14 protein-coding genes and 3 pseudogenes are annotated in these 13,461 nt (G+C 70.0%); 14 read left to right on the top strand and 3 right to left on the bottom strand.

The features are described from left to right. Both AB0P17_RS42490 and AB0P17_RS42485 read left to right on the top strand, forming a co-directional pair. Nucleotides 1–255: hypothetical protein (locus AB0P17_RS42490; RefSeq protein WP_365820368.1), on the top strand; the 255-nt coding region annotated here is incomplete at its 5' end. Nucleotides 256–280: 25 nt separating this feature from the next. Next, nucleotides 281–682: pseudogene (locus AB0P17_RS42485) on the top strand (DUF4158 domain-containing protein); the annotation flags it as partial. A 1,130-nt stretch (nt 683–1,812) separates the two neighbouring features. On the opposite strand, the gene AB0P17_RS42480 reads toward AB0P17_RS42485, so the two are convergent. Then, on the bottom strand, nt 1,813–2,094 hold the full coding sequence (locus AB0P17_RS42480; RefSeq protein ID WP_365820367.1) for a hypothetical protein: 282 nt from the start codon (nt 2,092–2,094) through the stop codon (nt 1,813–1,815). Between AB0P17_RS42480 and AB0P17_RS42475 the strand changes: the two are divergent. The 3 genes and pseudogenes from AB0P17_RS42475 to AB0P17_RS42465 all read left to right on the top strand — a co-directional run. After that, a pseudogene (locus tag AB0P17_RS42475) lies at nt 2,054–2,191 on the top strand (hypothetical protein); the annotation flags it as partial. The gene AB0P17_RS42480 and the pseudogene AB0P17_RS42475 sit on opposite strands and share 41 nt — an antisense overlap. Nucleotides 2,192–2,258: 67 nt before the next feature. Beyond that, entirely contained in the window at nt 2,259–3,320 is a 1,062-nt protein-coding gene (locus tag AB0P17_RS42470) for a Tn3 family transposase (RefSeq protein WP_365820370.1), read from the top strand. Nucleotides 3,321–3,377: 57 nt separating this feature from the next. Further along, nucleotides 3,378–4,118, top strand: a complete 741-nt coding sequence (locus tag AB0P17_RS42465) for an NUDIX domain-containing protein (RefSeq protein WP_365820365.1) — start codon at nt 3,378–3,380, stop codon at nt 4,116–4,118. 2 nt (nt 4,119–4,120) lie between these two features. On the opposite strand, the gene AB0P17_RS42460 is transcribed toward AB0P17_RS42465, so the two are convergent. Next, nucleotides 4,121–5,494, bottom strand: a complete 1,374-nt coding sequence (locus AB0P17_RS42460) for a hypothetical protein (RefSeq protein WP_365820363.1) — start codon at nt 5,492–5,494, stop codon at nt 4,121–4,123. Between the two features lie 191 nt (nt 5,495–5,685). Here AB0P17_RS42460 and AB0P17_RS42455 point away from each other — a divergent pair, with 191 nt between their 5' ends. From AB0P17_RS42455 to AB0P17_RS42415, 9 genes are all read left to right on the top strand, one after another. Continuing rightward, entirely contained in the window at nt 5,686–6,477 is a 792-nt protein-coding gene (locus tag AB0P17_RS42455) for a fumarylacetoacetate hydrolase family protein (RefSeq protein WP_365820361.1), read from the top strand. Between the two features lie 69 nt (nt 6,478–6,546). After that, nucleotides 6,547–7,404, top strand: coding sequence for an acetaldehyde dehydrogenase (acetylating) (locus AB0P17_RS42450; protein ID WP_365820359.1), 858 nt, complete (start codon nt 6,547–6,549; stop codon nt 7,402–7,404). A gap of 14 nt (nt 7,405–7,418) precedes the next feature. Beyond that, complete coding sequence (gene dmpG / locus AB0P17_RS42445; RefSeq protein WP_365820357.1) at nt 7,419–8,444, top strand: 4-hydroxy-2-oxovalerate aldolase; 1,026 nt, start codon at nt 7,419–7,421, stop codon at nt 8,442–8,444. Beyond that, nucleotides 8,441–9,442 carry a beta-ketoacyl-ACP synthase III gene (locus AB0P17_RS42440; protein WP_365820355.1) on the top strand — a complete coding sequence of 334 codons (1,002 nt, stop codon included), beginning with the start codon at nt 8,441–8,443 and terminating at the stop codon, nt 9,440–9,442. Before dmpG ends, AB0P17_RS42440 begins: the two co-directional genes overlap by 4 nt. Then, nucleotides 9,439–9,669 carry an acyl carrier protein gene (locus AB0P17_RS42435; RefSeq protein ID WP_365820353.1) on the top strand — a complete coding sequence of 77 codons (231 nt, stop codon included), beginning with the start codon at nt 9,439–9,441 and terminating at the stop codon, nt 9,667–9,669. Before AB0P17_RS42440 ends, AB0P17_RS42435 begins: the two co-directional genes overlap by 4 nt. 7 nt (nt 9,670–9,676) lie before the next feature. Continuing rightward, nucleotides 9,677–10,522 (top strand): CoA ester lyase, encoded by an 846-nt coding sequence (locus tag AB0P17_RS42430; protein ID WP_365820351.1) that lies wholly within the window; start codon nt 9,677–9,679, stop codon nt 10,520–10,522. Beyond that, nucleotides 10,519–11,049 carry a MaoC family dehydratase gene (locus tag AB0P17_RS42425; RefSeq protein WP_365820349.1) on the top strand — a complete coding sequence of 177 codons (531 nt, stop codon included), beginning with the start codon at nt 10,519–10,521 and terminating at the stop codon, nt 11,047–11,049. Before AB0P17_RS42430 ends, AB0P17_RS42425 begins: the two co-directional genes overlap by 4 nt. A gap of 9 nt (nt 11,050–11,058) precedes the next feature. Beyond that, nucleotides 11,059–12,228 carry a GNAT family N-acetyltransferase gene (locus AB0P17_RS42420; RefSeq protein ID WP_365820347.1) on the top strand — a complete coding sequence of 390 codons (1,170 nt, stop codon included), beginning with the start codon at nt 11,059–11,061 and terminating at the stop codon, nt 12,226–12,228. A gap of 157 nt (nt 12,229–12,385) precedes the next feature. Continuing rightward, nucleotides 12,386–12,988: a recombinase family protein gene (locus AB0P17_RS42415; protein ID WP_365820345.1), complete on the top strand. Its 603-nt coding sequence runs from the start codon at nt 12,386–12,388 to the stop codon at nt 12,986–12,988. A gap of 188 nt (nt 12,989–13,176) precedes the next feature. Here AB0P17_RS42415 and AB0P17_RS42410 read toward each other — a convergent pair. Beyond that, nucleotides 13,177–13,461: pseudogene (locus tag AB0P17_RS42410) on the bottom strand (hypothetical protein); the annotation flags it as partial.

Raw genomic sequence — 13,461 nt, 5'->3', positions numbered from 1 at the left:
GGTCGGCGTTCCCTCGGGTCGCTGCCGCTCGCATTCCTCCGCCTGTTCCTGGTCTTCGAGGAACAGGACGTGGAGACATCCCCACAGGTAGAGGCAGAGCGCGACGGCGACCGCCGCCAGGGACACATCCCGCCACGCGGCGAACGGGGTGTAGGGGTGCCGGTAAGAATGCTGTCACCAGCCGCAAACGGCGGTGATCTTGTGAGGGTGTCACTCGTGTGGGTGAGTTCGAGGTCGTACGGCTGCGGCGGGTAAAGCTCTGCGAGGACGATCGGCGATCGTGGCCCGTACTCCGTTGGACCTGGATGAACTCGTTGAACACTGGACGCTGTTGAAGGACGAGCAGGCGCTCGTGTCCGGCAAGCGTGGTGCGACGCGCCTGGGCTTCGCAGTGCTGCTGAAGTTCTACACGCAGTACGGCCGCTTTCCCCGGAACCGGACAGAGCTGCCCGGTGAGGCCGTGGAGTTCGTCGCCCGGCAAGTACAGGTTCCTGCCTCTGAGCTGGAGTCCTACGACTGGACGGGCCGTACGGTCGAGTACCACCGTGCGCAGGTCCGGGAGCACCTCGGCTTCCGTGAGTGCAGCGTCGCGGACGCGGAGAAGCTGACGGCGTATCTGGCCGGGCACGTCGCGCACAAGGAACGCAGGCCCGAGCAGGTCCGGGTGGAACTGTTGGCCCGCTGCCGCACGGAGAGCATTGAACCGCCCACGGCGGGCCGGTGCGACCGGATCGTGGGGGCCGCCCTGCGGGCGGCTGAGGAGTCGCTGACCGCCCTGGTCTCCTCGCGGCTGACCGTGGAGAGCATCGAGCGGATCGTGGCGCTGGTGGCCGGCGGCGCCGACCAGGACGACGACGGACCCGCGGGTGGCGGTACGGAGGGTGAGGACGCGCCGCCGGTGCTGGCGAAGGTCAAGGAAGCGCCGGGCAATGTGAGCCTGGAGTCGATGCTCACCGAGATCGACAAGCTCCTGGCGGTGCGGGCGATCGGTCTGCCACGGGATCTGTTCATCGACGTCGCGCCGAAGGTTGTGGCGGGCTGGCGGGCGCGGGCCGCGGTGGAGTCGCCTTCCCATCTGCGGACGCATCCGGTGGCGCTGCGGGTGACCTTGCTGGCCGCGCTGCTGCACGAGCGGGAGCGGGAGATCACCGACACGCTGGTGGAGCTGCTGATCTCCACGGTGCACCGGATCGGGGCGCGGGCGGAGAGGAAGGTCACCGAGCAGCTGATCAACGCGTTCAAGAAGGTGTCGGGCAAGGAGAACATCCTCTTCAAGCTCGCCGAGGCGTCGCTCGGCGCCCCGGAGGGGACGGTCCGCCAGGTCGTGTTCCCGGCGGTGTCCGGAGGTGAGGCGACGCTGCGGGAGCTGGTGCACGAGTTCAAGACCCGGGGGCCGGTCTACCGGCGGACGGTGCAGACGACGCTGAAGGCGTCGTACACCAATCACTACCGGCGTGGGCTGATCAGGCTGTTGGACGTGCTGGAGTTCCGTTCCAGCAATCACGCCCACCGGCCGGTGATCGAGGCCCTGGCGCTGGTGGCGCGGTACGCGAATGCGGGGAACACGACGTACTACCCGCTGGGCGAGACGGTCCCGGCCCACAAGGCGATGGGCGGGGACTGGGCGGAGGTCGTGCACCGCGCCGACAAGCGCGGCCGGCGCCGGGTGGTGCGCATGGTCTACGAGGTCGTCGCCTTCCAGGCCCTGCGCGATCAGCTCAAGTGCAAGGAGATCTGGGTGGTCGGTGCCGACAAGTGGCGCAACCCGGACGAGGATCTGCCGCAGGACTTCGAGGCGAGGCGGGCGGAGAACTACCGGGAGCTGCGCAAGCCGCTGGACGCCGTGGCGTTCGTCGACGAGCTGCGCGAGCAGATGACGGCCGAGCTGGCCCTGCTCAATGACCAGATGCCGAAGCTGTCCTGGCTGGACATCGCCGAGCGGAAGTCCGGGGCGATCCGGCTGACGGCGGCCGAGGCCCAGCCCGAGCCGCGCAACCTGCGCAGAATCAAGGCTGAGGTGCAGAGGCGGTGGGGCATCGTGCCGCTCGTCGACATGCTGAAGGAAGCGGTGCTGCGGACCGGCTGCCTTGACACGGTCACCTCCGTCTCCGGCGGCGGCAGCCTCTCGCCGGAGGTCCTGGCCGAACGCCTGCTGCTGGTCATCTACGCGTACGGCACGAACACCGGGATCAAGGCCGTGGCATCCGGCGGCCACGGCCACACCGAGGACGAGCTGCGGTACGTGCGGGCGCCGCTATCTGTCCGCCGAGGCCGCACGCGCCATCGCCATCCAGATCGCGAACGCCACCTTCGCCGCCCGCAACACCGAACTGTGGGGCCAGGGCTCGACCGCCGTCGCCTCCGACTCCACCCACGTGCGCGCCTACGACCAGAACCTGTTCACCGAGTGGCACTCGCGCTACGGCGGCCGCGGGGTGCTCATCTACTGGCACGTGGAGAAGAAGTCGCTGGCCATCCACTCCCAGCTGATCAACTGCACCGCGTCCGAGGTCGCCGCGATGATCGAGGGCGCGATGCGGCACGGCACCACCATGGACGTCGAGGCCAACTACACGGACTCGCATGGCCAGTCGGAAATCGGGTTCGGCATCACGCGGCTGCTGAACTTCGACCTGCTGCCCAGGATCAAGCGGATCAACAAGGTGAAGCTGTACCGGCCGGTGGCCGGCGAACCGGACGCCTACCCGCAGCTGACCCCGGCGCTTACCCGCCCGATCCGCTGGGAACTCATCGCCCAGCAGTACGACCAGATGATCAAGTACGCCACCGCGATCCGGACCCGCACCGCGTCCACCGAGGCGATCCTGCGCCGCTTCACCCGCAACGCCTCCCACCCCACTTACGCGGCGATGCTGGAGGTCGGCCGCGCCCAAAAGACAATCTTCGTGGCCCGCTACCTGCGACTTCGGGACCTCCAGCGGGAGATCGAGGAGGGCCTGAACGTCATGGAGTCCTCCAACGGCGCCAACTCCGTGATCGCCTACGGCAAGGGCGGGGAGATCGCATCCAACCGGCGCGACGAGCAGGAGATGTTCGTCCTGTGCCTGCGGATCCTCCAGTCCGCACTGGTCTACGTGAACACCCTGATGCTCCAGGACATCCTCAGCGAACCGGAGTGGGCGGACCTTCTCACGCCCGCCGACCGGCGCGGGCTGACCCCGCTGTTCTGGTCACACGTGCGGCCGTACGGGGAGGTAAATCTCGACATGGGCGCCCGTCTGAATCTGGCTGCGGCCACTGTTCCGGGCCCCCGCTCACCGGCGGACACCGACGACCGGCAGCCAGCCGGGCGCCCATAGTTTCACGTAATCGCCCGAGTTGGCGGTCATGCCCGGAGCGGGTTCTACGATGGGCTGGTGACCGAAACGCTGCCCCCCGTGGGCATTGACCTCTTCGATGTCGAACGGCTCCTGCTGACCGAAGTTGCGGAACCGAGGCTGCCGTCCCATGACGCTGAGGCCCGGGACCGGGTGTGGGAGAGGGCGGTGCGGGCCAACCCCGCTCTCTTCGACGGGCCTGTGGTGGCGTGTGGGGGACTGGAGCGGAGCGGACCGCGCATCCTGCGCCTGTCCTGGGTGCGTGTGACCTACCGGCACTACGCGCTGCGTCGTGTTCCCGGCGCCACCGCGCTGCCCTCGCTGTTCGTGAACGTCGTTCAGCCGACCGTTGACGGCCGTGTGCTGGCGGCGAGGATGTCGCCCGCTACGGCTGCCCCGGGCCGCTGGCAGCTGCCGGGGGGATCTGTGGAGCCGCCCGAGGACGGGGCGGTGCTTGACGAGTCGGCGCTGGCCGGCCAGGCCGCGCGGGAGCTTGCCGAGGAGTTGGGGATCAGCGTGGCTGCGGAGGAGCTGAGGCTGTGGGTCGTCACCCGTGGCGAGAACGGTAGTGTCGGCGTGACCTACCTCGCCCCGGCTCTTCTTGAGGCGACGTTGCGTGCGGACTTCACCGCCGTATCGGCAGCCGAGCGTGTTCAGGGCCGTGTACCTGAACTCGACGACATCGCCCTGGTGCGTTCACCGGACGAACTGGCTGCTCTGACGGGGCCGCACGCGGACTATCTGGAACCGGTCGTATGCCGCTTCGCCGGGTGCCGCTGAGGTCAGGCCCCGGCGAGGAAGTCGCGTCCCCGTTCGTCGAGGTCGGCCACGCACCGCAGGCCACGGGCCCGGAAGCGTGCGAGGTCGCCGCGCATACGGGAGACCGCCTTGCGGGTGCGGACGGAGCGGACTCCGTCCATGTGGTCGATGGCTCGGTGCCAGGTGGCGCACGCCTGCTCGATGCTGCCGCGCTTGAGGTGCATCTCCGCGCCCGCGACCAGTTCCAGGGCGACGATCCGCGCGTAGGTGTCTGCGGGGCGGGCCGTGGCGGCCAGCGCGTACTGTTCGGCGGCGGCCCGGTGGTCTCCTACGGTCTCGTGGACCTTGGCGGTGCGGGAGTACACCGACGCGGCCGGCGGGCCCCAGGTCAGCGCCCAGAACGGCACCTCGTCGCCGGGGGCACCGGTCAGCAGGGTGCGGGCGTGTTCGGCCTCGGCCAGGGCCGCGCGGCGCTTGCCGCTTTTGGCCAGGGTGTGGGCGTGAACGACGCGGAAGAGCGCTTCGGTCTGGGCGTCCACTCGTCCCTTGGCCCGGTTCAGTCCGGTCTCGGCCAGGCCCAGGCAGTGCTCGGGGCGATGGAGCTTGAGGCCCTGCATGGCCATCGTGCGCATCACGAATCCGTCGTGCCCGCGCAGGCCGGATTCGGCGGCCAGAGCGTAGGACTGGAGGTAGTAGCGCTGGGCGAGTCCCTGCTGACCTGCGTCGTAGCTCTTCCAGCCCAGCAGGTGGACTCCTCGGCCGGCGGCGGACAGCATCTGCTGGCGGACTTCGTCGGTACGGAACCGGGCCCGGCACAGCGGGGCGACGTCGTCGCGGAGGTAGGTGACCAGGGCGCTGCGGCCGTGTTGTCCGCCGTGGCGTTCGTCCATCTCGGAGAACGCGTGGATCATGTCACGGACGGCGGCGACTTCGGCCATGCCGACGGTGTAGCCGGTGCGGGCGGCCGCGGTGCGGGCGGCGATGTCCTGGACGTGGCTGAGGGGTAACGCGGCGGAGGCCGCAGAGTAGGCGGAGGCCGTCAGGAAGCGGCGGCGGTCCAACTCGTACCTCCACATCGGCAGCAGAGCGTCCAGCGGGTCGCCCTCCAGGGACAGTCCGATGGTCTCATTCTCGGCTTCTGCTGGGGAGGGCAGGCCGAGGTCGGCGGTGGTCAGGAGGCGGCCCAGGCGCCGGGAGAGCGCGACCGCGAGGTAGCGGGGTGTGTCGCCTCGGGGCACGGATCCGCCGAGCCAGTGCTCGATGTTGGACTTGTTCGTGCGTAAGTCCGCGCCGCACTCGGCGGCGACCGCGCGGACCGCCTTGGCCAGCGCCTCGTAGGTGAGGCCGGATTCGGCGACAAGGGCGCTGAGCTGGGCGTTCGGCGTGCGCGTGGTCATGAGTACCTGCCCCGTATATACGCGATATACCGCTTGGCCTGTCCATCACCGTACCGCTGCGGTGAGCCCCCGGGTTGACTGTTCATCAGGCCCGAGCCCGGCGGCCGGCATCTCAGCGCCGCGCCGGATCTGCTCCCGTGCCCACGTCTGCGAACCGTAGGTGATGCCCCATGTCCCGAGGAGGAATCGTTATGGACGAGCCGGATGACCGCTGGATCGCCGCTACGGCGTCGGCTCTGCTGACGGCGGAGTACGAGCGAGTGCCGATCGACGCGCTGACCGTCCGGAGTCCGGGGCTGTCTTTGGAGACCGCCTACCGGGTGCAGGGGGCGGCGGTGGCCCGGCGGATCTCGGGCGGTGCCCGCGTCGTAGGCCACAAGGCCGGGGTGACCTCTCGGGCCATGCAGGAACAGATGGGCGTCGACGAGTCGGACTCGGGGGTCCTGCTGAACGACATGGTGATGCCTACCGGCAGCACCATGGCCCGGTCCGTGCTGATGCAGCCGCGGGTGGAGGCGGAGATCGCTTTCCGGCTCGGCCGTGACCTGGCGGGCGAGAGCGTGAGTGTGGACGAGGCACGGGCGGCGGTGGAGAAGGTGTTCCTCGCCCTGGAGGTAATCGACACCCGGTTCACCAGCTGGCGCATCACGGTCGCGGACAGCATCGCCGACAACGCGTCCTGCGCCCGGGTGGTCACCGGGCCCATGGTGCCGCTCGGCGCGGACATGGACCTGGCCGCCGAACCGCTGGTCGTCAGCGTCGACGGCAGCGCGGTGGCCACCGGAGAGGGCCGCGCCGTCCTCGGCGACCCGCTTCGTGCCCTGACCTGGCTCGCCGGACGGCTGCACCGCGCCGGCGGCGGACTGCGCGCCGGGCAGCTGGTTCTGGCCGGGGCCGTGCACGCCAGCCTCCCGCTGGAGGCCCGGAGCACGGTGCGCGCCCGCTCGCCGCATCTTCCGCCGGTCGAACTGCGCGTGCGTTGACCCGCAAAACCCCGCTGCCCGCGCCTCTCACTCATGCACCACCCCTCCCCTCGAATGAAGGAGCGGCCGATGGCTGCTGATGAACAGGGTCTGCGTGTCGCGGTACTCGGCGCGGGCCTGATCGGCGTCGACCTCACCGACAAGATCCACCAGTCGCAGAAGCTGGAACTGGCCCTGGTGGCAGGGCGCGACCGGGACAGCCTGGGGCTGCGACGGGCGGCCGAGATGGGCCACTCGACCACGGCCGGCGGGATCCGCGCCGTGGTGGATGCCGGGCCCTTCGATGTGGTCTTCGACGCCACCAACGCCGACAGCCACGCCGGACACTGGGCGGCGCTGCGTCCGACCGGCACAACCCTGATCGACCTGACCCCCACGGAGCTTGGCACGGTCATCGTCCCGGGGGTCAACAGCCACCGGTCGGCGGCCCACCGGCACGTGAACCTCGTCAGCTGCGGCGGGCAGGCGGCCATTCCGGTCCTGTACGCGATCTCCGGGCACTGCACCCCGACTTACATCGAGGTGGTCTCCACGGGGGCGAGCGCGAGCGCTGGCCGGGCCACCCGCCTGAACCTCGACCAGTACATCGCCACCACCTCCGCCGCGATCCGGACCTTCACCGGCACCCGGGACGTCAAGGTGATGGTCAACCTCAGCCCGGCCCGGCCCGCCCCGCCGTTCCGGGTGGCCATGACCGTCCTCGCGGACAGCATCCGTGCCGCACCGGTCCGCACGAGCATCGCGGCCGCCGCCCAGGCCGTGCGCGCCTACACGCCCGGGTTCAAGGTGACCTCACTCGCCGTGGAACCGGGCCGGATCTCGGTCGCGGTGCAGGTGACCGCCAGCGGCGGCCGCCTGCCCCCTCACGCCGGAAGCGTCGACATCATCAACGCCGCCGCCGTTCTGCTCGCCGAGCAGTCCCGATGAAGGGAACCCCACCCGTGAACACACACCCGCACGAGCGGCCCCGGATCCTCCTGCACGACCCGACCCTGCGCGACGGCCACCACGCCGTCGGCCACCAGCTCGACGCCGACCAGCTCCGCGCCTACGCCATCGCCGCGAACGCCGCCGCCGTGCCAGTGGTCGAGGTCGGCCACGGCAACGGCCTGGGCGCCTCCAGCCTCCAGATCGGCCGCTCCAAGCTCGACGACGCCACGATGCTCACCACCGTCCGCGAAGCCCTCACCTCGTCGCGGATGGGCGTCTTCATGGCCCCCGGCTGGGGTACCTCCGAGGACCTGGAGGCCTCCGTCCACCACGGCGCCGACATCGTACGGATCGCCGCGCACTGCACCGAGGCCGATGTCACCGAACGTCACCTTGGTGTCGTCCGCGACCTCGGAGCCGAAGCCCAGGGCGTCCTGCTCATGAGCCACATGACCGGCCCCGGCGAACTCGCCGAACAGTGCGCACTGATGGTGAACTTCGGCGCTCAGGCCGTCGGCATCATGGACTCCGCCGGGCATTACCTCCCGTCCGACGTCACCGAGCGCGTGCACGCCATCGCCGACGCTGTCGACGTGCCGGTCATCTTCCACGGCCACAACAACCTGGGCCTGGCCGTGGCGAACAGCCTTGCCGCCGTGGACGCCGGGGCGACCGTCATCGACGCGACCGCCCGCGGGTTCGGCGCCGGGGTCGGCAACACCCAGCTCGAAGTCCTCGTGGCCGTCCTGGAGCGCCGCGGCGCCGAGACCGGGATCGGCCTGCGCGAGGTCCTGGCCGCCGCCGACATCGCCGCCGACCGTCTGATGAAGGCCCCGCCGACCATCGACTCGATCGCCGTGGCCAGCGGAATCGCCGGGGTGTTCTCCGGCTTCAGGCGGCCCGTCCTTCAGACCGCGCGAGCGGAGGGCGTCGACCCCATCGACCTGTTCCTCGCCCTCGGCGAACGTCAGGTTGTCGCCGGGCAGGAAGACCTGATCGGCGATGTCGCCCGGCGGCTCAAGGCGGCCGCCCGATGACCGCCGCATCCGTCGCTGCCAGACGAGCGGCCGTGATCTGCGCAGTCGGTGCGGCGCTGCCCCCGAACATCGTCTCGAACGCCGACCTGACCGCACGTCTGGAGACCACGGACGAGTGGATCCGCTCGCGGACCGGCATCACCCAACGACACGTTGCCGGGGCGGACCTGTCCACGACCGACCTCGCTGTAGAGGCCGGCGCCCAAGCCCTCGCCGACGGCGAACCGGTCACAGCGGAGGCACTGGTGGTGGCCACGACCACCCCGGACCGCTGCTGTCCGGCCACCGCCCCCGCCGTTGCCACCCGGCTCGGCCTGACCGGCATCCCCGCCTACGACCTCGCGGCCGGCTGCACCGGGTTCCTCTACGCCCTCGCCACCGCGGCCGGGCTGATCGCTGCCGGCGCCGTACGGACCGTCCTGGTCATCGGTGCCGACCGCCTCGCCGCCCTTCCCGACCCCGAGGACCGCACGACCGTCCCCCTGTTCGGCGATGGCGCCGGGGCCGTGGTGCTGCGCCACGGCAGCGCGGACGAGGCCGGGGCGGTCGGGCCGGTGGTGCTGGGTAGCGACGGCACCGGCACCGGCCTGATCCGGGCTTCCCACCCCGGCGCCCTACACATGGACGGAGGTGAGGTCTTCCGCCATGCGGTCGACCGCATGTCCACCGCCGCCCGCCAGGCCGCCACCGCCGCCGGGTGGGAACTCGGCGACGTCGACCGCCTGGTCCCGCACCAGGCCAACAGCCGCATCACCGCCTTTGTCGCAGGCAGGCTCGGCGTCCCCGAAGACCGCCAACTCGGCAATATCGCCGAGACCGGCAACACCGGCGCCGCGTCCATCCCTCTGCTCCTGGCCCGCTCCGCCGCAGACGGCCGTCTCAAGCCCGGCCACCGCACCCTGCTCACCGCGTTCGGCGCCGGACTGACCTGGGGCGCCACCACCCTCACCTGGCCCTGCCTCTCCCCGCAGCCACCCACCCAAAGGAGCCGGACATGACCGGTGACCTCATCCGCATCCTGACCGACGACCTCAAGCTGCCCGCCGACCGGCTCACCGACGACGCCAGCCTCGACCACGCCGGATTCGACTCCCTCGCCGTCGTCGAACTGTCCGTACTGCTCACCGACCGCTACGGCATCGACATCAGCGACAGCGACATCAAGAACGCCGCCACCCTCGGTCGGCTCGACCTCCTCATCACCACCAAGCGCAACGGAAGGTGACCGCCCCATGACCAGCAATAGCCGTCGGTCCGGACGGGCCTGGATCATCACCCCCGGCCTGCACGAAGACCGCTTCGCCACCGCGCGGAAGTCCGGCGCCGCGGTCGCCGTCGTCGACATCGAGGACTCCGTCGCCCTCCCCGACAAGCAGACCGCCCGCACCGCCTCCGAAGCGTTCTTCGCTCACCCCGACCCGCCGTGCACCCTCGGCATCCGGATGAACAGCCTCACGACGCTCGACGGCATCAAAGACCTCGCCGCCCTCGCCGCCTACACCGCCAGGCCCGACCTCATCGTGGTCCCCAAGGTGGAATCCCCCCGCGACATCGAACTCGTCGCCGCCGTACTCGACGCCGACGGCTACACCCCCGACATCTGGGCGCTGATCGAAAGCCCCCGGGCCTTCGACACTCTCCCCGCGATCATGCGCGCACCCCGGCTCGGCGGCGTCCTCTTCGGCTCCGCCGACTACGCCGCCTCCGTCCGCTGCGGCCTGGGCTGGGACACCCTCCACTACGCCCGCTCGGCCCTCATCAACGCCGCCACCGCCGCGAATATCCCCGCCATCGACGCCCCCACCTGGGAACTCGACGACCCCGGCATCCTGCGCCGTGACGCCGAACGAGCCAAGGAAATCGGCTTCTACGGCAAGGGCTGCGTCCACCCCCGCCACGTACAGGTGATCAACGAGGTCTTCACCCCGAGCACCGAGGAGATCGCACAGGCCCGCGCCATCGTCGCGGCCGCCAACGCCAGCGGCGGAACGGTGACCACCGTCGACGGGCAGATGCGCGGCACCCCCTTCTTCAACCGGGCCCGCGCGCTCGTCGCCGACACGGACCGTACGTCATGAGCACCGGCCTGCCCCACAGCTACCGACAGATCAGCGAGGACCGGATCCGCGAGAGCGTCGGCCTCACCTACCCCGAACTCACCCCCGGCCTGATCATCGAACACCGGCCAGGCCGGACCGTCACCGAACTCGACAACCTCCTCGGCGCAGCCCTGAGCGGCAACGTCGCCCCCATCCACACCGATGCCCACTACAGCAGCCAGACCCGGTGGGGCCGCATCCTGGTCTGCTCCGGTGTCACCCTCAACCTCGTGGCCGGCATGACCGTCCGCAGCGTCAGCGGCATGACCACCGCCAACCTCGCCGTCGACCACGTGCGCTTCACCACGCCCGTCCACATCGGCGACACCCTGTACGCCGAGACGAAGATCCTCACCCGCCGAGCCTCCGAGAGCCGACCCGACACCGGGGTCATCACCTGCCACACCACCGCACACAACCAGGACAACACCAGCGTCCTGGCCTTCACCCGCACCTTCCTCGTGCCACTGAACGCGGACGCCGCTCGCGACGCCACCTACTACTGAGGGCAAACCATGAATCAGCAGTTGACCTTCGCCCCGGCCGACGACGGCCTGTGGGAGCAGTACAACCAGCTCGCCACCCGCGCCTACGGCCACCCGGTCGGTGACATCACCCACCTGCGCGAGCACGCCGACCTCCAGGTCGCCGTCCGCGGCGGCCGGGTCGTCGCCGGCGGCCTCGGCCTCCTCGTCGATCAGTGCTTCGGCGGTGCTCCTGTCGCCAGCGCCTGCCTCGGCGACGGCTGCGTGGCCCCCGAGGAGCGCGGCGAGCACCTGGCCGCCGACATGGCCACCGAACGACTGCGCCCCCTGATCGATCGCGGAGCGGTGATCTCCACGGTAGTGACCTCCTCCACCGGCTACGCCCGCCGCCTCGGATGGGAGGCCCCCACCGGCGTCCTCGCCTGGGCGGTGGCCACCGACGACCTCAAACGCTCCTTCACCACCGCGGACTTCGAAGTCGAGCACGGGCTCACCGACGAAGCCGAAGCTCTCCAACGCGACCTCGCCCGACAGTGGAACGGCCCCGTCCACCGACCCACCTGGTGGCCCCGGTGGAAGCACGACAAGAGCAACCTCACCACCTACCGCTTCGCCCGGCCCGGCCACCCCGTCACCGGCCTGCTCAGCCTCACCACCAAACGGCACGAGCGCCACGGCATGAGCCTGGTCGTCCATGACTTCTGGGCCGCCGGTCAGCCCACCGCCGCCGCCATGCTCGCCTTCCTCGGCCACCACAACACCCGTGCCCGCACCATCGAGTTCCGGCGCGGCGCCCTCCCGCCCTACCCCACCCTTCTCCACGGACTCCGCCACCACCGCACAACCGCCGAAGCCTGGCACCCCTGGATGCTCCGCATCCTCAACACCTCCGAGGCCATCCGGCTCCGCGGGTGGCCCACCGACCTCACCACCGCCGTACCGATCGAGATCGAGAACGAGACCGGCGCCTGTGCCCGGTGGATGCTTCAGTTCAGTGACGGAGCAGCCGAGATCATCCCCACCCACGTCGAGGGACAGGTGACCTTCACACAGCGACAGCTCGCGGTCTGGTACGCCGGCGGCTACCGGTCCACCACCTCGGCCCGCATGGCCGGAGTCCACACCACATCGGACAAAGCCCTCACCACCCTCGTCCGCAGCACGACACAGTTCGAGCCCTGGCTGCCGGACCACTTCTGACAGCGGCGGGAGTCTCCCCGTTCTCACCTGCCCGAGTGTCGGCAAACGATCGTCTGCCGACACTCGGTGGCATGGTCACGAACCCGCAGGTGGGCAGTGTCGGCAACTCGCGTCGGAAATCAACGTCGGCGAACGGTCGTTGGGGTAGTTTCCGACAATGCTTCTCGGATACGCCCGCACCTCGACGGCCGAACAGAACCCCGACCATCAGATTGACGCACTTCTGCGCAACGGCGTCGACCGCGACAACATCCACGTCGACGTCGCCAGCGGCGCGAAAGCCTCCCGCCCCAAACTCGACCTCGTCATGCAGCTGATGCGCCAGGGCGACACACTGAAGGTCACCCGGCTCGACCGGCTCTCCCGCTCCGTCCTGCACCTGGTCACCCTCGGCGCCGAGCTGCGCGAGCGCGGCATTGGCCTGCACGTCATCGAGCAGGGCATCGACACCTCCACGATGGAGGGCCGGGCCATGTTCGGCATGCTGTCCGTACTGGCCGAGCTCCAGCGGGAGCTGATCGTGGCGAACACGAACGACGGGCTCGCCTCCGCACGGGCCCGCGGCCGGGTCGGCGGGCGCCGGCCCAAGCTCACGACCGACCAGGCCGAGCTCGCCCAGCAGCTCTACGACGCCCGCGAGAAGACCGTCCAGCAGATCGCCGACATGTTCAACGTGCCCCGTTCCACGGTGTATGGGCACCTCGACAAGACCAAGACAGTCCCCCGCCAGCCCAAGAAGACCGTGGTCACGAAGCCCTAACCCATCGTTTGCGGCTGGTGACAGCGTTCTTACCGGCACCCCGTGTACCTCCGGCGGGCCTGTCCCGTGAACCGTGAGAGCAGGTACCCGGTGAGCCCCAGCAGGGTCGCCGCACCGGCGGTCAGGACGGAGAAGAGCACCACGAAGTTGTGCCCTTGCCAAGGGTTGGATGCCGTGATCAAGGTCGGTCAGCCTCCGCGGACGATGCTGTTGTACTTCTCGAAGATCGCGTAGAGCGGCATCCGCAGCCGGGCGTCGGACACGGCCTCGTCGCCGAAGCCCTGGTATCGGCGGAGGATCTCGAAGATCTCGGTGTCGTTGTAGTCGAGGGCGGGGCGGCGGATCGGGGTCTCGTCGTGGTCACCCGCCTTGCCGTCGGCCGCCCAGATGTGCAGGTGCGGGATGGTGCTCAGGTTGAACACATTGTCCTGGTTGGCCTTCTGCCACATCGCCCATCGGTCGCCGTCGGACGC

The sequence above is a fragment of the Streptomyces sp. NPDC088124 genome (assembly GCF_040685895.1).
Lineage (GTDB): Bacteria > Actinomycetota > Actinomycetes > Streptomycetales > Streptomycetaceae > Streptomyces.
This window is presented reverse-complemented; position numbering and strand designations above follow the sequence as displayed.